Origin of the sequence: Lysinibacillus agricola (genome assembly GCF_016638705.1) — a bacterium.
Lineage (GTDB): Bacteria > Bacillota > Bacilli > Bacillales_A > Planococcaceae > Lysinibacillus > Lysinibacillus agricola.
The window spans coordinates 3,755,844-3,775,688 of sequence record NZ_CP067341.1 but is presented as its reverse complement, the minus strand read 5'-3'; the positions used below and the strand labels follow the sequence as shown (position 1 = coordinate 3,775,688).

24 protein-coding genes and 1 riboswitch are annotated in these 19,845 nt (G+C 37.4%); of the genes, 18 read left to right on the top strand and 6 right to left on the bottom strand.

Annotated features, from left to right (window positions below):
• Window positions 1–143 precede the first annotated feature (143 nt).
• Window positions 144–1,529, top strand: coding sequence for an anthranilate synthase component I (gene trpE, locus FJQ98_RS18805; protein ID WP_053595153.1), 1,386 nt, complete (start codon window positions 144–146; stop codon window positions 1,527–1,529).
• The gene (locus tag FJQ98_RS18800) at window positions 1,526–2,098 is read left to right on the top strand and encodes an anthranilate synthase component II (RefSeq protein ID WP_053595152.1); all 573 of its coding nucleotides are present in this window, start codon (window positions 1,526–1,528) and stop codon (window positions 2,096–2,098) included. Before trpE ends, FJQ98_RS18800 begins: the two co-directional genes overlap by 4 nt.
• 82 nt (window positions 2,099–2,180) lie before the next feature.
• Here FJQ98_RS18800 and FJQ98_RS18795 read toward each other — a convergent pair whose 3' ends face one another.
• Both FJQ98_RS18795 and FJQ98_RS18790 read right to left on the bottom strand, forming a co-directional pair.
• Window positions 2,181–2,678, bottom strand: coding sequence for a hypothetical protein (locus FJQ98_RS18795; protein ID WP_053595151.1), 498 nt, complete (start codon window positions 2,676–2,678; stop codon window positions 2,181–2,183).
• Window positions 2,679–2,681: 3 nt separating this feature from the next.
• Window positions 2,682–3,125, bottom strand: coding sequence for a hypothetical protein (locus FJQ98_RS18790; RefSeq protein ID WP_053595150.1), 444 nt, complete (start codon window positions 3,123–3,125; stop codon window positions 2,682–2,684).
• 159 nt (window positions 3,126–3,284) lie between these two features.
• On the opposite strand from FJQ98_RS18790, the gene rpmG reads away from it, so the two are divergent.
• From rpmG to FJQ98_RS18770, 4 genes are all read left to right on the top strand, one after another.
• Window positions 3,285–3,434, top strand: coding sequence for a 50S ribosomal protein L33 (rpmG, locus tag FJQ98_RS18785; protein WP_008408521.1), 150 nt, complete (start codon window positions 3,285–3,287; stop codon window positions 3,432–3,434).
• A gap of 284 nt (window positions 3,435–3,718) precedes the next feature.
• On the top strand, window positions 3,719–4,303 hold the full coding sequence (locus FJQ98_RS18780) for a 5-formyltetrahydrofolate cyclo-ligase (RefSeq protein WP_053595149.1): 585 nt from the start codon (window positions 3,719–3,721) through the stop codon (window positions 4,301–4,303).
• Between the two features lies 1 nt (window position 4,304).
• The gene (locus FJQ98_RS18775; protein WP_053595148.1) at window positions 4,305–4,514 is read left to right on the top strand and encodes a YqgQ family protein; all 210 of its coding nucleotides are present in this window, start codon (window positions 4,305–4,307) and stop codon (window positions 4,512–4,514) included.
• A 281-nt stretch (window positions 4,515–4,795) separates the two neighbouring features.
• Complete coding sequence (locus FJQ98_RS18770) at window positions 4,796–6,691, top strand: LTA synthase family protein (protein WP_053595147.1); 1,896 nt, start codon at window positions 4,796–4,798, stop codon at window positions 6,689–6,691.
• A gap of 467 nt (window positions 6,692–7,158) precedes the next feature.
• Here the strand turns inward: FJQ98_RS18770 and FJQ98_RS18765 are convergent, their stop codons facing one another.
• Window positions 7,159–7,338, bottom strand: coding sequence for a DUF2759 domain-containing protein (locus FJQ98_RS18765; RefSeq protein ID WP_053595146.1), 180 nt, complete (start codon window positions 7,336–7,338; stop codon window positions 7,159–7,161).
• Between the two features lie 169 nt (window positions 7,339–7,507).
• Between FJQ98_RS18765 and FJQ98_RS18760 the strand changes: the two genes are divergently transcribed.
• Complete coding sequence (locus FJQ98_RS18760; protein ID WP_053595145.1) at window positions 7,508–8,152, top strand: MBL fold metallo-hydrolase; 645 nt, start codon at window positions 7,508–7,510, stop codon at window positions 8,150–8,152.
• Window positions 8,153–8,556: 404 nt separating this feature from the next.
• On the opposite strand, the gene FJQ98_RS18755 is transcribed toward FJQ98_RS18760, so the two are convergent.
• Window positions 8,557–8,799: a DUF2626 family protein gene (locus tag FJQ98_RS18755; protein WP_024361272.1), complete on the bottom strand. Its 243-nt coding sequence runs from the start codon at window positions 8,797–8,799 to the stop codon at window positions 8,557–8,559.
• Between the two features lie 118 nt (window positions 8,800–8,917).
• On the bottom strand, window positions 8,918–9,628 hold the full coding sequence (locus tag FJQ98_RS18750) for a helix-turn-helix transcriptional regulator (protein ID WP_053595144.1): 711 nt from the start codon (window positions 9,626–9,628) through the stop codon (window positions 8,918–8,920).
• Between the two features lie 327 nt (window positions 9,629–9,955).
• On the opposite strand from FJQ98_RS18750, the gene comGA reads away from it, so the two are divergent.
• From comGA to gcvPB, 11 genes are all read left to right on the top strand, one after another.
• Window positions 9,956–10,975, top strand: coding sequence for a competence type IV pilus ATPase ComGA (gene comGA, locus FJQ98_RS18745; protein WP_053595143.1), 1,020 nt, complete (start codon window positions 9,956–9,958; stop codon window positions 10,973–10,975).
• Window positions 10,953–12,026: a competence type IV pilus assembly protein ComGB gene (comGB, locus tag FJQ98_RS18740; protein WP_053595142.1), complete on the top strand. Its 1,074-nt coding sequence runs from the start codon at window positions 10,953–10,955 to the stop codon at window positions 12,024–12,026. Before comGA ends, comGB begins: the two co-directional genes overlap by 23 nt.
• A gap of 10 nt (window positions 12,027–12,036) precedes the next feature.
• Complete coding sequence (gene comGC, locus FJQ98_RS18735; protein WP_053595141.1) at window positions 12,037–12,375, top strand: competence type IV pilus major pilin ComGC; 339 nt, start codon at window positions 12,037–12,039, stop codon at window positions 12,373–12,375.
• Entirely contained in the window at window positions 12,375–12,812 is a 438-nt protein-coding gene (gene comGD / locus FJQ98_RS18730) for a competence type IV pilus minor pilin ComGD (RefSeq protein WP_053595140.1), read from the top strand. The genes comGC and comGD overlap by 1 nt, the downstream gene beginning before the upstream one ends.
• Complete coding sequence (locus FJQ98_RS18725) at window positions 12,805–13,122, top strand: hypothetical protein (protein WP_053595139.1); 318 nt, start codon at window positions 12,805–12,807, stop codon at window positions 13,120–13,122. Before comGD ends, FJQ98_RS18725 begins: the two co-directional genes overlap by 8 nt.
• Window positions 13,115–13,540 (top strand): competence type IV pilus minor pilin ComGF, encoded by a 426-nt coding sequence (comGF, locus tag FJQ98_RS18720; RefSeq protein ID WP_053595138.1) that lies wholly within the window; start codon window positions 13,115–13,117, stop codon window positions 13,538–13,540. Before FJQ98_RS18725 ends, comGF begins: the two co-directional genes overlap by 8 nt.
• Window positions 13,518–13,718: a hypothetical protein gene (locus FJQ98_RS18715; protein WP_053595137.1), complete on the top strand. Its 201-nt coding sequence runs from the start codon at window positions 13,518–13,520 to the stop codon at window positions 13,716–13,718. The genes comGF and FJQ98_RS18715 overlap by 23 nt, the downstream gene beginning before the upstream one ends.
• A 19-nt stretch (window positions 13,719–13,737) precedes the next feature.
• Complete coding sequence (locus tag FJQ98_RS18710; RefSeq protein WP_053595136.1) at window positions 13,738–14,253, top strand: shikimate kinase; 516 nt, start codon at window positions 13,738–13,740, stop codon at window positions 14,251–14,253.
• Between the two features lie 144 nt (window positions 14,254–14,397).
• A riboswitch (glycine riboswitch) is annotated at window positions 14,398–14,490 on the top strand.
• A 281-nt stretch (window positions 14,491–14,771) separates the two neighbouring features.
• Window positions 14,772–15,875, top strand: coding sequence for a glycine cleavage system aminomethyltransferase GcvT (gene gcvT / locus FJQ98_RS18705; protein ID WP_053595135.1), 1,104 nt, complete (start codon window positions 14,772–14,774; stop codon window positions 15,873–15,875).
• 25 nt (window positions 15,876–15,900) lie between these two features.
• Window positions 15,901–17,247 carry an aminomethyl-transferring glycine dehydrogenase subunit GcvPA gene (gene gcvPA, locus FJQ98_RS18700; RefSeq protein ID WP_053595134.1) on the top strand — a complete coding sequence of 449 codons (1,347 nt, stop codon included), beginning with the start codon at window positions 15,901–15,903 and terminating at the stop codon, window positions 17,245–17,247.
• Window positions 17,240–18,703, top strand: coding sequence for an aminomethyl-transferring glycine dehydrogenase subunit GcvPB (gene gcvPB / locus FJQ98_RS18695; RefSeq protein WP_053595133.1), 1,464 nt, complete (start codon window positions 17,240–17,242; stop codon window positions 18,701–18,703). Before gcvPA ends, gcvPB begins: the two co-directional genes overlap by 8 nt.
• 59 nt (window positions 18,704–18,762) lie before the next feature.
• Here the strand turns inward: gcvPB and FJQ98_RS18690 are convergent, their stop codons facing one another.
• A complete protein-coding gene (locus FJQ98_RS18690; protein WP_143114820.1) occupies window positions 18,763–19,461 on the bottom strand; it encodes a hypothetical protein in 699 nt (232 codons plus the stop codon).
• Between the last annotated feature and the right edge of the window lie 384 nt (window positions 19,462–19,845).

Below are 19,845 nucleotides of genomic sequence, written 5' to 3'. Positions count from 1 at the left end.
TGTTTACACAGTTCAAAATCCGGACGCAATGTTTATATAAGCGAAAGGGAAGTGCTAATGAAATGACAGCGTCCATTACGCCAATGCATAATTGATAAATTTTGGTGTAGAAGAGCAGAGCGTAGAGAAGGAGAGAAAAGAGTATGACAGTTGAGCTTAGAAAGTTTGCCATGAAGGCATTGCAGGGTGATATGATGACGCCGATTTCCGTTTATCAATCACTTGAAGGGAAGCATAAAATGCTTTTCGAATCATCTGCCAAGCATGAGGAAAGTGGGCGTTACTCGTTTATCGCCGTTAACCCAGTTGCAGAACTGATTGGGGATAGAGATGGTTATTCTTTTACTAAAGGCGGAGAAATGGAAAAAGCGAGCGATAATGTATTAGCAAAATTAAAGCAAGTTATGCCTTTCCATGAAGCACAATACCCTTTTGCCTTTTTTGGAGGAGCCATTGGTTTCTTTGGCTACGAAACAGCATTTTATGCAGAAAAAATTGGTGAATATTTGCATGATGATTTAGAAATGCCAGATGTTCATGTCTTTTTCTATGATACATTTATTGTTTTTGATCATCTGAAGCAAGAACTTACATTAGCAGCGATTGATTTATTTGATGAAGGGCGTTCTCTTGAAGCGATGGAGTTGGCTATCTCTACAATGGAGGAGCAGCTTTATGCTGGAGCAACGTTTGACGTGATGACACTAGGAGAACTAAATTTCCAGCCAATAATTGCAAAAGAAAATTTTGTAGCAATGGTTGACCGCGCTAAACAGCATATTTGTAAGGGTGACATTTTCCAAATTGTCTTATCACAACGTTTCACTTCATCCTATACAGGTAATCCTTTTGCTTTATATCGTCAGTTGCGTACTTCTAATCCTTCACCATATATGTTTTATATGGATTTTGGAGACTATACCATTTTAGGAACATCTCCTGAAAGTCTCGTCAAGGTAAAGGATCGAAAGGTAACGACAAATCCTATCGCAGGAACGAAACCTAGAGGCAAAACAGAGGAGCAGGATAAAGCGATTGCTGAAGCGCTACTAAAAGATGAAAAAGAAATCGCTGAACATCGAATGTTAGTGGATTTAGGCCGAAATGATCTTGGGCGAATTGCAAAAGTCGGTTCTGTGAAGCTTGTGAAATATATGAATATTGATCGCTATAAATATGTTATGCATATTGTATCAGAGGTTATCGGCGAATTACGTGATGATGTACATGTTGTGGATGTTCTTCAAGCATGCTTGCCTGCTGGTACAGTATCAGGAGCACCGAAAATTCGTGCTATGCAGCTAATCAATGAGCTAGAGCCCGTAAAGCGTGGTGTCTACGCAGGTGCAGTAGGCTATATTTCCACGACAGGGGATATAGATTTAGCTCTAGCCATTCGTACAATGATCATTAAGGACCATCGTGCCCATGTTCAGGCAGGGGCTGGTATTGTGTACGATTCTGTGTCATTGTCTGAATACGAGGAAACACTCAATAAAGCTCGCGCGCTATTGGAGGTGAAACAATGATTTTATTGATCGATAATTATGATTCATTCACATATAATTTATTTCAACAAATAAGCATGCTTGAGAAAGACGTAAAAGTAGTGCGTAATGACGAAATGACAATAGAAGACATTAAGAAAATGCAACCAGAAGCCATTGTTTTATCGCCTGGCCCAGGTACGCCAACTGATGCAGGGATAACGGTGGATGTTGTTAAAGAACTTTATACGAAATTTCCGATTTTAGGCATTTGTCTTGGACACCAATCGATAGGTCAGGCTTTTGGGAGTAGCATCGTTCAAGCTAAAAATATTATGCATGGAAAATTATCTACGCTTCAATATGAAAAAACAGCCTTATTTGCTCAGTTAGACGGTAAAATCGAAGTAATGCGCTATCATTCCCTCGTCATTGAGCAAAGCACATTACATGAGGATTTCAATATTTTAGCAACCTCCACTGATGATGGTGAAATTATGGCGATTCAACATAAGGAGTACCCACTTTTTGGACTACAATTTCATCCAGAATCCATTGGTACGGAAAAGGGCAGTCTAATGATGCAAGCCTTTTTAGAACTAGTTTCGTAAACTAAACAAAATAGGCTGTCATCAAAAATCAGTTGTGCGATTTTTGGTGACAGCCATTTTTATACGGGATATTTTCAAAAATTTATTGCTTTTTCCCTGTAATCAAGTTAGCAATTTCCTCTAAGGACATCGAAGAATTGATTTCATAGGAGCCAATTTGTAAGCTTCGAGCGTATTTAGGGTTAGCAAGTAAAAGTTCCATTTCAACACTATTTTCGATGATGCCACCATCTTCAAGCTTTTGCGCCACTATATATGGTGTAATACCGCTGTAAATTTGGAGTGTCATAGTGGTAACATCGGCCGGGGCATCTACCGACTCATGATTGTCTTTAGCCTTTGTTTCAGATTCATCAGTCTTCTGAGTTTTTTCCTTTGGAGATTGCTTAGCTTGTTCTTTTAACAAAGTAATTTCTTTATTTGCCTGTTCAAGTTGTTTTTGCAGCTCCCCTGTATTTTCCGCACTTGAGGAAGCTTCAGTTGGTAGACCGATATTGAGATCAAAACGAGTTGCTAAAGCTAGCAAAGCACCGACAAGAAAAAGTGCAATGCCAAATGCACGGATAGCGGATTTATTCATGAATTACTGACCTCCATTTGCAATCACTTGTCGAACTTGCTCTTCTGTTAAATTTGAGCGAAGGCTTATATCGGCTACAGAAAGACCCTGCTTATTTAGTTCAAGCACCTGACTTATAATAATTTGATGTATAGGTTTCGCTTTTAAAGCAGTTTGTCCTGCTTTCGATGTCTGAGCAGCCTGTTGAACAGCATGCATAACCTGTTGGACTTTCGGATCTGGTACCGCGTTATTTTGAGCTGACGGTGATTTAACTTGGAATTCTGGCTCTAATAACAGCTCCTCCTCGACAATTTTTAGACGACGTTTTAGATTATTTGTTTCTTGAAAAATAGAGATAGATAGCTCTTCTAAATCTTGTTCGACTTTTTTAGAGCTATTTTTGACAAAGAACGACACAATGATTAGAAGGATCCCAATAATCATAAGTATGATGGATAAATCCATTAGTTTCACCTCATTAAGTTATGTAATTATAAGATATTTTACCATAGCCAAACTTAATATGAAATGAAGGTAGATTTTTTTTCAATTTGTGTTATAATAGGTTAGTCGTATAAATCATGCTCAAATTTTAATTCTTGATATAGAGTGGGAGGGTTAATAATGCGCGTAAACATTACTTTAGCTTGCACAGATTGCGGCGAACGTAACTACATTTCAAAAAAGAACAAGCGTAACAATCCAGAGCGTCTTGAACTTAAAAAATATTGCTCTCGCGAGAAGAAATACACTCTTCACCGTGAAACTAAGTAATCGCTCATTAAGCCAAAACCACAAGTGGTTTTGGCTTTCTACATTTTATCTTCGATAAAGCCTCCGGCGGATGTCACGGATTTTCAAAGGAATGATTAAAGGATGTTAGCCTAAAACCTTCGCATCCTGCGAAAACAGCTAACTGACCTGCGTCGGTAAAAACGCCACGTCCTGTGGCATTACCGAAATGACCGACATCGTGTCGGCCCTCGTGCAGGCCCGGGCACAATTCAAAATCCGGACGCAATTACGCCAAGGCGAAATTGATTAGGAGGTAGCTTAGCATGGATAAAACAACTTTACGGAACGAGGTAAGAGAAATTCTTGCTAAAATGAGTGAAGTAGCTTACCGTGACCAATCTTTTACTGTAGCAAAAAAAGTGCTACAGGAACCATATATAATAGAAGCAAATACTATCGGCATCACTATTTCTAATAAGCCAGAAGTCGACACAATTCATTTAATGAAAGAACTGTGGAAACTTGGTAAAAAAGTAGCTGTTCCTAAATGTAATCCAAAAACAAGAGAAATGTCATTTTACGCCATTGAATCGTTTACCCAGCTTGAAACTGTTTATATGCATTTGCGTGAGCCAATTCCAGAAAAGTGTGAGTTTGTTGACGCAAATGAAATGGATGTCATCCTTGTTCCAGGCGTTGTTTTTGATGAGTTCGGCTATCGAATTGGCTACGGTGGTGGTTATTACGATCGCTATGTATTAAACTATGAAAAGGGTAAACTTATGTCGCTGTTATTTGATGAGCAGCTATATGAACAAGTTCCTACAGATGCGCACGATTGCCCAGTAGATATCATTGTGACACCGACAAAACGTATTGACTGTGTAACACAACGAGGAGCGAATTAAAATGGACAAAATGTTAGATATTTATGAATTATTGAAAACATATGGCACTTATATTTATACACGAGATCCCATTGGTGATTTGATGTTAATGGAGGATGAAATTCGCGAGTTGTATAAAGCAAATGTACTAGATATTAAAGATTACCAAATGGCATTGTTACTAATTCGACAAGAAACAACAAAACTTCGCATAAAAGAAAATAATCAATAATGTTTAAAATATAATACAATTGGGGTATTGTAAAAATAATGTAACATGTATGTAATATTCTTAGAAACAGTGGCTTTCCACTGTTTTTATGATTTTGTGAAACTTTTTACAAACAAAGACGTATATATAAGTATTCAGCGCATAGACGAGCAGGGTGAAAAGTTTTGCTAAAATATATCTATTGATTATCTGTAAAAAAAGGATTAAGATATATTTTGTTTCAGTAACAAATTGTTAAAAATTATTATTTTTTTTGTAAGAAAGTAAGGAGGATGTTAGGAATGAAATCAATAAAGTGGCCTAAACATTCATTTATGATACTAGCAATTGTAGCAACTTGGATAAAAACGGTCATTGTTTATCACACAAGCTTTGATATGAAAATCGAAAATGCGATGCAACAATTTATTTTGTTTATTAATCCATTGAGCTTCTTGCTATTTGCTTATGGTTTGGCGTTATTCTTTAAATCATCAAAAGCTAAAAATCGTTATATTATTACTGTCAGTGTTCTCTTATCAATCGTTTTATATGGAAATGTGGCGTTCTATCGTTTCTACAACGACTTTATTACGCTACCAGTATTATTCCAGACAAGTAACTTTAGTGATTTAGGTACTTCAGTAGCAGCGATTGTAAGCCCTTGGGATTTATTGTATTTCATCGATGTACTTATTTTAATTTTAGCTAATAAATATGTGCCTAGAATGAAAGCTGCAGTGAAAGTTAATGTGGAATTCCGTCGTGCGTTCTTTGTATTAGCGATTGCCATGTCTTTCTTAAACTTAGGATTAGCAGAAACAGAGCGTCCGCAATTATTAACACGTAGCTTTGACCGCGAATTACTTGTGAAAAACATTGGTACTTATAACTACCATTTGTATGATATTTATATTCAATCTAAATCTTCTGCTCAACGTGCATTAGCGGATGGCAGTGAATTAGTAGAAGTGAACAACTATATTCGTTCTAATCAAGCAGCGGTCAACCCTGAAATGTTTGGTAAATACAAGGATCGTAATTTAATTGTTGTTTCAATGGAATCTTTACAAAACTTTGTAATCAATAACCAGATGGATGGTCATGAAATTACACCATTCTTAGACTCTTTAACAAAAGATAAAGATACGTATTATTTCAGTAACTTCTATCACCAAACTGGATTAGGGAAAACTTCTGACTCAGAGTTCATATTAGAAAATTCATTGTTCGGCTTAGGTCGTGGTGCGGTATTCTTCACACATGGAGGAAATACGTATAACTCAATGGCTGAACGCCTTGGAGACAATGGTTACTTTACAAATGTCATGCACCCGAATAATAAATCATTCTGGAATCGTGACATGATGTATCAATCATTAAAGATTAATAAATTCTATGATATAGATTCATATAATGTTGGCGAAGGGCAAGCGGTTAACTGGGGTATGAAAGATATCCCATTCGTAGAGCAATCTGCTGCATTAATGAAAGATATGCCACAACCGTTCTATTCTCGTCTAATTACATTAACGAACCACTATCCATTCACATTGGATCCTGAAGATGTAATGATTCCTGAATACACTTCAAACTCAGGTACATTGAATCGTTACTTCCAAACAGTTCGTTATATGGATGAAGCACTTAAAGACTTCTTCCAAAGTTTAAAAGATCAAGGTGTTTATGATAACTCAATTATCGTAATGTATGGTGACCATTACGGTATTTCAGAAAACCACAACAAAGCGATGGCTCAATATTTAGAAAAAGATAGCATTACACCATTTGATAATGCAATGCTACAAGAAGTACCTTTATTCATCCATATCCCTGGGGCTGGTGATGGTAAAGAAATGACAGAGGTGTCTGGACAAGTGGATTTACGTCCAACAATTCTACACCTTCTTGGCATTGAAACTTCAAAAGATATGCAAATGGGTGCAGACTTATTCTCACCAGAGCATGAAGATTTCGTTGTTTTCCGCGACGGTCGTTTTGTAACAGATAAATATGTTTATGCTGGTGAAGCTTGTTATGACAAAGCTACTGGTGAAGAAATTGATGGTGAGCCATGTCAGCCGTACGCTGATCGAGCTACGATGGAACTAGAAAATTCTGATACCATCATTAACGGCGATTTGCTTCGATTCTATGACGAAAAGTCTGGTAACTTGAAGCAAGAAACAGTCAAATAACAAAAAGAGAGATCTCATGTTCAGTGAGATCTCTTTTTTGATTTTCCATGAAATGTTGGAGTGAGGCACAATATTTTATCTGTCGCTTTTGTTTCTACTGACACAATGTGAAGCTTAACGGAAATGTTCTGCCGACCGGCTACCAAACATTCCTGCTTTGTGGATACAACGACACAATTGTTGGATCATTCACCTCTACCTATTTTATAGAGCCTCTTTTTACACTTAAATAGGAGCATATGGAAATGTTTGAATGTAACATAGTGTTATATACATCAAATTGAAATTCTAGGTGCTCAGAAGCCAAATAAACAGCTCAAGGGAAAGAGGTTATCGTTTAGTTAAAAAGAGTAACCTCTTATGGATGCTCGAAAAGTTAAAAAACAGCTTGGATGCAGGGTTCAAACCCAAAATAGATAGAAAAAGAGCAGTCTCGGTTTGAGACTGCTCTTTTTTCTGTCTAAATTTTAGTGTAATGTTGGTGGGTATCCGCTATTAACGACTGTCATAATTACGAACCAACCGAAAACAACAGCACTTAATAAGTTGAAAACAACGCTTAAAAGATTCTTTTCTTTAATTGCTTGGAATGTACCAACTACAGCTAAAATCGCTACTAGACCAAAAATAACCATTAATAAGTTCATTAAAAATTGACACTCCTTTCGACATCAGAAAATGAATGCCGTAAACAATATTCCTCCTTAATTGTAAACGTTCTACTTGTTTTTGTCGAGAACAAAAATAGCGTAAACTATGAACATTTATCGTCAAATTGTGGCAAAGGCTGTATAATATGAAGTTGAGGTGATGACAATGATGAACGTACGAAGTTATTCACTTGGACCTGTCCAAACGAATTGTTATATCGTATCGAATAAAAATAAGGAATGCTTAATATTTGATCCAGGAGAAGAAGCAGATCGAATCATCAAGACTATACGTAGTAACAATCTAAAACCATTAGCCATTTTTTTAACACATGCACATTTCGACCATATCGGTGCCGTGGATGTTGTCCGTGAAGCTTTTAATGTTCCGGTATGGATTCATGAAAAAGAAGTTAGCTGGTTAGGAGATCCAACAAAGAATGGCTCTAGTAAATACGCAGCATTACCAGATTATATTGTCGCTGCCCCGGCTGATGAAAATATTATTAAAGAAGAACAGCTATTTGAAATAAGCAATTTTTGTTTTAAAGCTATTTTTACGCCAGGACACTCACCAGGTAGTATTTCATATATTTTTGAAAATGATGGCTTTGCTATTGTTGGAGATACGCTATTTGAGCAAGGTGTTGGACGTACAGATTTACTTGGAGGCTCAACAAAAACATTACTTACATCCATTCATGATAAGTTATTGACACTACCTGAGGATATTATTATCTACCCTGGCCATGGTAATTATACAACGGTCGGTGCAGAAATGGAGACAAATCCTTTTTTGAATGGTTTTTAAGGTTAGTCGATAGTTAAAAATGGCTCATCAGCATAACGTAGGTTGATTTCCGTTCCAGCTGGGCGCTTTGTCGCTGACGCTTCGCTTTCGCACAGATAAAACATTGTCGCTGACGCTTCGCTTTCGCGCAGAGCAAAGCTTCCTGGGGGCGTCCGATGAGCCGCTTGGGCAATAGGATGTTGGTCATCATCATAGTCTTTATCGATGATTTAATAAATTAAAGCCTAAATTAATTTAATAAAATGCAAAAATCCCCCTAGCATTATGTAGGATAGATAGAATAAACTAAATTCTAACCTATTTAATTGCAAAGGGGATTTTACTATGCTATTACCTCTGATGAATAAATTACATAAAAAAGCGTGTCTCACACTCGATGAGACACGCGTTTTTCTTTGTATTAATTAATGACCGCCACCAGGTACGTGAATGAATGTTGTATAGTACGTGAAGCCAGCGAAGAATACAGTTAAATATGCTCCGAAAATGTACATGTACATACGTTCTGAAAGGTTTAAGAAGCCTAATAATAAGAATAAACCTGTATTACCTACGAATAATAGCGATACCTCGTTCATACCACCAAGGTAGAACATAACTGCAAAAATACCTGTCCAGAATGCCATAACTTTATACATATTATCCATGAAGATTTCCCCTCCTTTTGCCCACGACACAATAATCTCTTACTCATTATAAATGATATGAAAGGTATCTGTAAACTGGAACTTCTTCTTCTTTGTGACAAACAAATGGATTTTTAAATTAGCTATCGATTTCTGTCACGTTTATTTCATATTTACATAAATCGCAATTATGTATCATGCTTTCAATTTGTACAAATTCATTGCTAGAAAATAAAGCATCCAATTGTCCTTTTAAATAGGATTCATGTAAAGAACAAACAATTTCTGAGTGGGTAGTAAGCTGCTCTTGGAAAGGACAATTAAAAATGGAGAATATCACCTTTTTACCATACTCTGTTTGCTGTACTTGCGGAATATAGCCAATTAATGCTGCGTTGTCAGTTAATAGCTGAAGCTTTTGTTCGAAGGAAAGAGTATTATTTAATTTTAACTCAGCATTTACATAATTTTTCATTTGCTGGTAACCATCTTCGTAGCTAATGTTCTGGCATTTTTCTACTGCAGATGGTCCAAATTCCTGAATTAATTGGATTGTCCATTTCAGTAGTCGATTTTCATCACGTCTTGGGAACGTTAATGATACGCCTTTATCTGAGGCCTTATAAACACGACCAGGTCGGCCACCCTTCCCAGTTTTGGCGAAATCAGCTGTAATAATATTAATTTCTGAGAGCTTTGTTAAGTGGAGACGTGCAACGTTTGGATGTATGCCGAATTTATCAGCTATATTTTGGACCGTTACAGTTTTCTTCTCTTTCAGGATGTACTCATAAATAGAGTATCTAGTTTCATCGGCCAATGTACTAGTAATTTTTAATGGATGGATCATTTGCTTCACCTCTATAATAATTTTTCAAATAATATTTCTTCTACCAAGTGTTAGGAAAAAAATCATGTTGATTCTATTATATTGTATTATTGAAAAAGATACAGTTCCTTTCGGCATAAATATTAATTTCTTCATGTATTTATGTTCATTTTTAATGAAAATTTGCACCTTATCCACAATTTTATAGCAAAAACGATATTTGATAGGAAATTTTATGACAAATTTTTATTTTAAGAAAAGGGCTTTTCTCGTGGCAGGTTCGTATCTATACTAGGAAATAACGAATAGAGCGGTCATATTCGAATGAACCAGAAGAGGGGTGCGAATATGCAGAATTTTGAAACAGTTGTTGAACAAAAGTGTGAGCAACTTTTACTAAAAGCCTATCATTTCGGTGCATCAGATTTATTATTAGTTCCAGAAAGTGTGCGATATCGTATTTATTTTCGAAAATATGATAAGCTGCTCCAAGCAGGTGAATTACCAAACGATCTTGCGGAACGAATGATTTCCTTTTTTAAATTTTTATCGGCATTAGATATTAGTGAGCGTCGCAAACCCCAAAGCGGCTCCTTCCAAAAAGCTATGGAACAAGATCAATATGCCTTTCGTGTTTCTACACTTCCCTCGGTATTTTTAAAAGAAAGCCTAATTATCCGATTACTTCTACAAAATCATGCATTCCCACTTACTTCCTTATCTTATTCCAAGTATGCAGCAGACTTGTTAATGGAACTAGTGAAACATCAACAAGGACTTTTATGTTTCACAGGTGCAACAGGCTCTGGTAAGTCAACATCCTTATATTCTCTAATCCATTACTGTTCGACAGAGCTAAATCGACATGTCATTTCATTGGAGGATCCTGTAGAAAATAACCAAGCAAACCTTTTACAGATTCAAGTAAACGAACGAGCTGGCGTTACATATGCTACAGGATTAAAGGCTATTTTACGCCACTCACCTGACATTATTATGATTGGTGAAATACGTGATAAAGAGACTGCAAAAATCGCAATCGAGGCTTCATTAACAGGTCATTTAGTGGTAACGACCATTCATGCCAAGGATTCGGTAAACTGCCTTTATCGTTTTATAGACTTAGGTGTTTCAATAGAAGAACTTCGCCAAACTGTGGTAGGAATTGTTGCTCAAACACTTTTCCAATCACCGATAGTCCAGGAGGAACGCCGTGCATTGTTTGAAATATTAAGTGATGTTCATCTTCAAATGGCCATTAAAGCAATTATGCAAAAAACTAGCTATGAGCTACCACATGATTTAACGCTTTCAGGTCAAAGAGAATTAATAGAGAGGCAGAACTATGCGAATACGAAAGTTTATTGAGAGGATTCAATTTGATTACAAAAAGGCAACCAAATGGCGAGTAAGGGAGCAAGCCCATTTTTTTAGTCGATTAAGCGTGTTAATGCAGGAAGGTTATTTATTCCATCAGGCTATTTCCATTCTATTACCCCATCATATTGAAGCGCATGAAGAAATACAAAAGCTAATCGATGAAAAGCTTAGGCAAGGTGTCGGTGTTTCAGGCGTTCTTGAAGCAATGCAGCTTTCAAAGCAGCATTTAGTAGCCATTACAGTTGCAGAAAATAATGGGCATATGATTGAGACGCTAAAAGGTGTGGCAAAGCAAATGGCTTTGAGTGAGGCAACGAAGAAAAAATTAATAAAGCTACTCTTGTATCCAGTAGTACTCATGCTATTTTTGTTGCTGTTGTTTTTAGTATTTCGCACCATATTCTTTCCTAATATAGAAAAAATGGTGGCAAGTCGAACTACCGGCACAGAGGAGACAAGCATTGCTTTATCAAAAATATTATTGCATTCTCCTGATGCACTAATTGTTGCAGGTATTGCAATAATTTGTAGCATTTCGATTTTTCAGCTTTATCTCAAGCGACAACCAATAGCTCACCGGCTAAATATTATCCTAAAAACCCCATTTATTCGGATTTATATACGAATATCTTTGACGAGACAATTTGCTGCGTATTTAGGAAGTCTGCTACAAAGCGGATTTTCTTTACAGGCAAGTTTACAAATTTTAGAGGAGCAACGACTTCAACCATTTCTGCAACATCTGGCTCGATGTATAAAGGAGCGGGTTGTTTTTGGTGATACGCTGACACAGGCTGTTAATTTGATGACAGTTTGGCAGAAGGATTTCTCTACATTTGTTGAACATGGAGAGCAAAGTGGCTATTTAGGAAAAGAGCTGGTACTGTATAGCGAATTATTGACAGAAAAGCAAGAGCAACTATTGCATAGAATCCTTGCATTTGTGCAGCCAACCTTCTTTATCATTATCGCAGTGTGCATAGTTGCCGCATATGTAAGTTTATTATTACCAATATATCACATGATTGAACTAGTCTAGGAGGATAATAATGAAACATCTAAAGCAGCAAGCTGGTTTTACATTAATCGAAATGTTAATTGTTCTTTTGATTATCTCGATTTTAATTTTAATCACAATCCCAAATGTTACGAAACATTTTGCCACGATTGATGAGAAGGGTTGTAAAGCGTATATTAGCATGGTACAGGGGCAGGTAGAGGCATATCGCGTAGATTTTATGGCGTATCCAACAATTGATGATTTGGTAGCAAAAGGCTATTTGAAGAAGAATGAAACGACCTGTCCTAATAAAGAAGAGATTATGATAACTAATGATGGCGAGGTAAGATTGGCGAAGTCCTCTTCCAATACTGGTTCTGGTAGCTGATGGATATAAAAAGTGAGCGTGGCTATACGTTTATCGAAATGTTAATTGTATTGTTTATCGCCATGTGTTTGTCAGCGATTGTCATAAAGTTTTCGTTAAAAGTAGCAGAAACTAGGGAGCTTGAGCGATTTTTCACACAAATTCAATTAGATATTCAATATATACAAACTTATAGTATGAACCAAAGGGAATATATCTCGATGAAGTTTGAGAGTTCATCAAGGAGATATATCATTAAAAAAGATATTTTTACACAATTATATGAACGACCTTTTCCGAAAGGGGTTGAGTTCATGCCTGTTTCGAGTTCGGTTCATACAATTATATATAACTACAATGGAAACGTCATGACTGCAGGGACTATTTATTTTAAAACGCCACAGGGAGTTAAAAAGGTTGTGATTACGTTAGGTCGAGGGAGGTCGAGAGTTGAATGAATCTGGTTATTCATTTGTAGAAACGATTTTATCAGTGTGCATTATTATGTTATTATGCACGACATTAATACCAATTAGCTACACTATGAAGACATCTCTTTATAACAAGAAGCTAGAGGTTATTGCAGCTGAAACCGCCTATGAAGGCTTAAAGCAATATCGCTATTTACAGCAAACGGAAGGCTCTAAAACAATTGAAGATGTATATTTTCAGTGGGGTATTAATGGGCAAGGGATATGTGTAAGTTTTCAAAATACACGAGAATTGCGCAAAAAATGCATTCAGCTGACAGGTGAAGTCGATGAATGAGCGGGGCTATACATTACTAGAAGCGGTGTTTCAATTAGTTGTTTTTGTGCTTATTACGCATCTTGTTGTTTTCATTATGCTTTGGTTCGCTGAAATGAAAACAACGGTACTATCTGATGAACAATCAAAATGGGAGCTATTTGCTTATGATTTGAATATGTATTTAGAGGATATTTCATCATTTACGATTCGACAAGATCAAAAAAGAATAACCTTCCAAGCAGCAGATGCCATTCATAATATTGATTGTTATAGCAATATTATTCGCGATCAAGTAAATGGTGGGCATGTACCAATGCTAAATGGTATTAATAAATGCCAGTTTCAATATGAAAAAAATATGTTAACAGTAACTGTTGAACTTCCAAGTGGTATTAAAAAGGAGCGAACCTTCTATGTGCCAATTATTGAAAAATGACAGAGGGACTATTTTTTTAATCGCAATTGCATTATTATTTTTTGTAACTACTTTTGTTCTTACGTATTGTACGTCTTATGAAATTCAGTTTCGAACATATGATGGGCTAGAAAAGATGAATGTTCGAGCTACGATAAATTTATTAGGACAAATTTTGTCAGACAGTGTAGAATCGTAGTTATAAGAAGGTGATTCGAATGCGAAAAATATATTTAGTTGGCTTTATGGGCTGCGGGAAAAGTGCGTTAGGAAGACGTTTAAGCTATTTGTTAAAGATGCCATATTATGATATGGATCATGAAATTGTTAGACAGCAGGGTATGACAATTTCACAGATTTTTGAAAAATACGGAGAAGCACGCTTTCGAGAAATAGAAACAGAATTTTTGAAAAATTTCAGAGAAGAAGCTTGTATTATTTCAACAGGTGGTGGTGTTGCAGTCAATGCTGAAAATCGAAAAATAATGAGACGCAGTGGACTTGTGTTTTTTTTAGATGCGACATTCGAAGATATTTACAAAAGAATACAGCATGATCCAAAAAGACCGATTGTACAGAGTTCAACGAAAGAAGAGCTAGAAAAGCTGTATCATTACAGAAGAAAGTTCTATCGTGAGGCAGGACATATACAAGTGTTAACAGAGGGTAGAACGATTCGCCAAATTCTTGAGTATTTAGTATTCCAAGTCAAAAGGTTGAAAATCGAACGATGATATATATAAAAGATTATAATGTTCGTGTTTTAATATAATTTAAAAAATGATTGCCTTTTCAATACAATTAATGTTAGGATATAGACAAATAAGTAACTTAATGTTCATTGAATACTAAATAGTACCAAGATGAATCTTGGGCGGATGATTGTGCGGGGAGAGCACGTGTAAACGTCACCGAAGGAGCAAGTAGCAAAGGGTTATGAATCTCTCAGGTAAAAGGACTCGTACAAGACGCAACTCTGGAGAGTGCTGTAATACAACAGCCACCAAAGGGGAAAGCCTACTGATTGGCATTGTTTCAATAATGCGAGCCAGTCTGGTGTAACTTTCAGGTGCAAGGACAGAGAATCCCGAAAAGGGGTTCGTCTGTCTTTTTTTATGTCAAAATGTTTTGCTTAATGTTCGCTCCTATTGATTTGGATGAACAAACAGGGCAAGCATTGACTGTACTAGTATAAAAAAACAGACGAACTACTACTAGTAAAAATGTAACTAACAATAAGGGGGCAAAAACAATGACGAACGAATTAAAACGTACTCCTCTATTTGACGAATACGCAAAGTATGGTGGTAAAACTATTGACTTCGGCGGATGGGAATTACCAGTACAGTTCTCTTCTATTAAAGAAGAACATGATGCAGTACGTAATCGTGCAGGCTTATTTGATGTATCACATATGGGTGAAATTTTAGTAACTGGCCCTGAGTCAAAAGATTTTTTACAAAATCTTTTGACAAATGATATTTCTAAAATTGCAGTAGGTCAAGCGCAATATAATGCGATGTGCTATGAAGATGGTGGCGTTGTTGATGATTTATTAACGTATAAATTAGCAGACAATCATTATTTACTGTGCGTAAATGCGTCAAATATTGAAAAAGATTATGATTGGATGATGGAAAATCAACATCAATATGATGTGACTATTGACAACCAATCAGACGCTTATGCTCAAATTGCTCTTCAAGGCCCCTTAGCAGAAGAGGTTCTTCAATCATTAACAGCTACTGATGTAAGTGCCATTAAATACTTCCGTTTCCAAGAAAATGTTGAAGTTGCTGGTCATAAAGCGTTAGTATCTCGTAGTGGTTATACAGGAGAAGATGGTTTTGAATTATACGGCTCCCCAGAGGATATTAAAGCTTTATGGAGTAAAATCTTAGAGGCTGGAAAAGACAAAGGTGTTGTTCCAGCAGGTTTAGGCTGTCGTGATACACTTCGTTTTGAAGCAGGCCTTCCATTATATGGGCAAGAGCTATCAGCGACAATTTCACCTCTTGAGGCTGGTATTGGCTTTGCTGTGAAATTAAATAAAGAAGACTTTAATGGTCATGAAGTATTAGTGGCGCAAAAAGAAAATGGACTGCCACGTAAAATTGTGGGCATTGAAATGATCGATAAAGGCATTCCTCGTCATGGCTACAAAGTGTTTAAGGATGGTAAAGAAATTGGTGAAGTGACAACGGGTACACAGCTTCCTTCCTCTAAACGTAATGTTGGTAACGCGTTAATTGACAGCCAATTCACAACTATCGGAACAGAATTAGAAATCGAAATTCGTGGTAAGTACTTAAAGGTAGTAACAGTTGAAACACCGTTTTACAAACGTTCAAAATAATAGTTGAAAAGAGGGACCTACATTTATGAAACATCGTTATTTACCAATGACGGAGCAAGATAAACAAGAAATGTTAGACGTAATTGGTGTATCCTCAGTTGATGAGTTATTTGAGGATATCCCAGAAAAAGTACGTTTTAAAGGCCTATATGATATTAAAGATGCAAAATCAGAATCAGCTTTATTAAAAGAATTATCGGTACTTGCTGCGAAAAATAAAGATACAAATGCAAACGTATCGTTTTTAGGTGCGGGCGTATACAACCACTATAAACCAATTATTGTGGACCATGTTATTTCTCGTTCAGAGTTTTACACAGCATATACTCCTTATCAACCAGAAATTTCACAAGGGGAATTACAAGCAATTTTTGAATTCCAAACGATGATTGCAGAGCTTACAGGCATGGATCTTGCAAACTCTTCTATGTACGATGGAGGAACAGCATTAGCTGAGGCAGGTATGCTTGCAGCTGGCCATACACGCCGTAAGAAAATTTTAGTATCAGAAACGGTTCATCCTGAGTATCGCGATGTCGTTGCTACATATGCATACGGTCAATCCATTGAAATTGTTACAGTTCCACATAAAGATGGAGTGACAGATGTAGAAGCATTAAAAGAGCTGATTGATGACAATACGGCAGCTGTTATTACACAATATCCTAACTTCTTTGGTCAAGTAGAGGATTTACAAGTAATTGGAGATATTGCACATGAGGCAAAAAGTTTATTTGTCGTATCTTCAAACCCACTTGCACTAGGAATTTTAACACCACCTGGTAAGCTAGGTGCTGATATTTGTGTAGGTGACGCACAGGTCTTCGGTATTTCTGAAGCATTCGGTGGTCCACACTGTGGTTTCTTTGCAGTAACAACGAAGCTAATGCGTAAAGTTCCTGGCCGTCTTGTTGGTGAAACAGTAGATGGTGAAGGTCGTCGTGGTTATGTTTTAACATTACAAGCACGTGAACAACATATCCGTCGTGATAAAGCAACGTCTAATATTTGTTCGAACCAAGCGCTTCTTGCACTTGCTGCTTCTGTAGCAATGACTGCTTTAGGTAAACAGGGCGTTCGTGAAATGGCGACGCAAAATATCGCGAAAACTCGCTATGCTAAAAATGCCTTTGAAGCGGCAGGCTTCACAGTAGCCTTCCAAGGTGCTCACTTTAACGAAATCGTTGTGAAGACAAATAAATGTGTGAAAGAAATTAATAAAGGCTTAATTGATAAAGGAATCATCGGTGGATATCCTTTAGGTCAAACATATGACTCTCTAAAAAATCACGTGCTAATCGCAGTAACAGAATTACGCACGAAGGAAGAAATTGATGCACTTGTTGCAGAAATGGGGGCTCTTAATGCATAACGAAAATCAATCACTCATTTTTGAAATTTCCAAAGAAGGTCGCGTAGGCTATGGCTTAGAAGCACTTGATGTACCAGAGGTTGATCTTGCAGATTTACTTCCTACGAACTTAGTACGCGCTGAAGCGGCAGAATTACCAGAGGTTTCTGAGCTTGATATTATGCGTCACTATACAGCACTTTCTCGTCGAAACCACGGTGTAGACTCAGGCTTCTACCCACTAGGCTCTTGTACGATGAAATATAATCCTAAAATTAACGAGGCTGTTGCACGAATTTCTGGTTTTGCAAATGTCCACCCATTACAGGATGAATCAACTACTCAAGGTGCGATGGAGCTTCTTTACGATCTACAAACTTCATTAGTTGAAATTACAGGTATGGATGAAGTGACATTACAACCGGCAGCAGGCGCTCATGGTGAATGGACAGCATTAATGATGATTCGTGCCTTCCATGAGGCAAATGGTGAAGGTCATCGTAATAAAGTTATTGTTCCTGACTCTGCTCACGGTACAAACCCAGCATCGGCAACTGTTGCAGGTTTTGAAACAATCACTGTTAAATCAGATGAAAATGGCTTAGTAGATATTGAAGATTTACGCAAAGTAGTTGGTACTGACACAGCTGCATTGATGCTAACAAATCCAAATACACTTGGTCTATTTGAAGAAAACATTATCGAAATGGCAGAGCTTATTCACTCTGTTGGCGGTAAAGTATACTATGACGGTGCAAACTTAAACGCAGTTATGAGTAAAGCACGTCCTGGCGATATGGGCTTTGACTGCGTACACTTAAATCTACACAAAACATTTACAGGTCCTCACGGTGGCGGTGGCCCAGGTTCAGGTCCAGTAGGTGTGAAAGCAGATTTAATTCCATTCCTTCCAAAACCAGTTTTAGTAAGAACAGAAGAAGGAACATATCACTTCGATTACGAGCGTCCACAATCAATCGGACGTGTTAAACCTTACTATGGTAACTTTGGTATCAACGTACGTGCATATACTTATATCCGTACAATGGGTCCAGATGGCTTAAAAGCTGTAACAGAATACGCAGTACTAAACGCAAACTATATGATGCGTCGCTTAGAGCCATTCTATGATCTACCATATAACCGTCATTGTAAACATGAATTTGTATTATCGGGTCGTCGTCAAAAGAAACTTGGCGTTCGTACTTTAGATATCGCAAAACGTCTGTTAGACTTTGGCTACCATCCACCAACAACTTACTTCCCATTAAATGTGGAAGAGGCATTAATGATCGAGCCAACAGAAACAGAATCTAAAGAAACATTAGATGCATTCTGCGATATAATGATTCAAATTGCAAAAGAAACTGAAGAAAACCCATCAATCGTACAAGAAGCACCACATACAACAGTCGTAACTCGTCTAGACGAAACACGCGCTGCTCGTACACCAGTGCTTCGCTATCAAAAAGCATAATTATTTATATAAGGCGTCCAATGAGTATTTTTCATACTTGTTGGACGTTTTTTTCAATCTTAATTTTGATAGACATTAGCAAGGTGACGGAAAGAAAACAGGGCGACGGAAAGAAGAGTCCAAGCGACGGAAGGAAGAGCCAAGGTGACGGAAAGGAAACAGAGCGACGGAAAGAAGAGTCCAAGCGACAGAAAGAAAGTCGAAAGCGACGGAAAGAAGAGCCAAGGCGACGGAAAGAAAACAGAGCGACGGAAAGAAGAGTTGAAGCGACGGAAAGAAAGTCGAGAGCGACGGAAAGAAGAGTCAAGGTGACGGAAAGAAAACAGAGCGACGGAAAGAAGAGTTGAAGCGACGGAAAGAATGGTCCAAGCGACGGAAAGAAAGCCGAAAGCGACGGAAGGAAGAGCCAAGGTGACGGAAAGGAAACAGAGCGACGGAAAGAAGAGACGAAGAGACGGAAAGAATGGTCCAAGCGACGGAAAGAAGATCCAAGGCGAAGGATAGAAAACAAAGCGACGGAAAGAAGAGTCGAAGAGACGGAAAGAATGATCCAAGCGACGGAAAGAGAGCCGAAAGCGACGGATAGAAGAGCCAAAGCGACAGAAAGAAAACAGAGCGACGGAAAGAAGAGTCGAAGAGACGGAAAGAATGGTCCAAGCGACGGAAAGAAAGCCGAAAGCGGCGGAAAGAAGAGCCAAAGCGACGGATAGAAGCTTCAGAGTTACGAATAGGAATGTCAAAATGCCAGGAAAAAACAATGCAATGGCTTCACATTGTGCTTAACCTCGCCATTCAATGTAGAAATACTATAAGATAACTATTTAATATAAGGGTGTATATTGATATACTTACATTAATTTGTATTTTGTTAAAATAATGGACATAGCCAAAAGTTGCGGATTGTCATTTATTAAAAAGTGTGCCATTTATCTTCATTCTGTAGAAGACTCCTACCTCTAAAGGTGGTGAGATGAATGCGGATGTGGTTTCCTTTCAGTGGGTGTCCAAACACCTACTGAAATAGAGGAACTCAATCTAAGAACGCCATGACCTGTGGCAATTTATCTGTGCGACAGCGGCAATTACGCTAAGGCGAAATTGATATAAGTTGATCTTCGTTACGACTCGGCGACTCCTTGGGG

Bases quoted from the DNA above. Each gene is read 5' to 3' on its own strand.
- gcvT (WP_053595135.1), top strand. From the start codon at position 14,772: ATGACGAACGAATTAAAACGTACTCCTCTATTTGACGAATACGCAAAG.
- comGF (WP_053595138.1), top strand. From the start codon at position 13,115: ATGAATGAGCGGGGCTATACATTACTAGAAGCGGTGTTTCAATTAGTT.
- FJQ98_RS18800 (WP_053595152.1), top strand. From the start codon at position 1,526: ATGATTTTATTGATCGATAATTATGATTCATTCACATATAATTTATTT.
- FJQ98_RS18755 (WP_024361272.1), bottom strand. From the start codon at position 8,799: ATGGATAATATGTATAAAGTTATGGCATTCTGGACAGGTATTTTTGCA.
- comGA (WP_053595143.1), top strand. From the start codon at position 9,956: ATGCAGAATTTTGAAACAGTTGTTGAACAAAAGTGTGAGCAACTTTTA.
- FJQ98_RS18790 (WP_053595150.1), bottom strand. From the start codon at position 3,125: ATGGATTTATCCATCATACTTATGATTATTGGGATCCTTCTAATCATT.
- FJQ98_RS18775 (WP_053595148.1), top strand. From the start codon at position 4,305: ATGGACAAAATGTTAGATATTTATGAATTATTGAAAACATATGGCACT.
- FJQ98_RS18750 (WP_053595144.1), bottom strand. From the start codon at position 9,628: ATGATCCATCCATTAAAAATTACTAGTACATTGGCCGATGAAACTAGA.
- FJQ98_RS18770 (WP_053595147.1), top strand. From the start codon at position 4,796: ATGAAATCAATAAAGTGGCCTAAACATTCATTTATGATACTAGCAATT.
- FJQ98_RS18760 (WP_053595145.1), top strand. From the start codon at position 7,508: ATGATGAACGTACGAAGTTATTCACTTGGACCTGTCCAAACGAATTGT.
- FJQ98_RS18715 (WP_053595137.1), top strand. From the start codon at position 13,518: ATGTGCCAATTATTGAAAAATGACAGAGGGACTATTTTTTTAATCGCA.
- gcvPB (WP_053595133.1), top strand. From the start codon at position 17,240: ATGCATAACGAAAATCAATCACTCATTTTTGAAATTTCCAAAGAAGGT.
- comGC (WP_053595141.1), top strand. From the start codon at position 12,037: ATGAAACATCTAAAGCAGCAAGCTGGTTTTACATTAATCGAAATGTTA.
- FJQ98_RS18710 (WP_053595136.1), top strand. From the start codon at position 13,738: ATGCGAAAAATATATTTAGTTGGCTTTATGGGCTGCGGGAAAAGTGCG.
- comGB (WP_053595142.1), top strand. From the start codon at position 10,953: ATGCGAATACGAAAGTTTATTGAGAGGATTCAATTTGATTACAAAAAG.
- comGD (WP_053595140.1), top strand. From the start codon at position 12,375: ATGGATATAAAAAGTGAGCGTGGCTATACGTTTATCGAAATGTTAATT.
- gcvPA (WP_053595134.1), top strand. From the start codon at position 15,901: ATGAAACATCGTTATTTACCAATGACGGAGCAAGATAAACAAGAAATG.
- rpmG (WP_008408521.1), top strand. From the start codon at position 3,285: ATGCGCGTAAACATTACTTTAGCTTGCACAGATTGCGGCGAACGTAAC.
- trpE (WP_053595153.1), top strand. From the start codon at position 144: ATGACAGTTGAGCTTAGAAAGTTTGCCATGAAGGCATTGCAGGGTGAT.
- FJQ98_RS18765 (WP_053595146.1), bottom strand. From the start codon at position 7,338: ATGAACTTATTAATGGTTATTTTTGGTCTAGTAGCGATTTTAGCTGTA.
- FJQ98_RS18780 (WP_053595149.1), top strand. From the start codon at position 3,719: ATGGATAAAACAACTTTACGGAACGAGGTAAGAGAAATTCTTGCTAAA.
- FJQ98_RS18795 (WP_053595151.1), bottom strand. From the start codon at position 2,678: ATGAATAAATCCGCTATCCGTGCATTTGGCATTGCACTTTTTCTTGTC.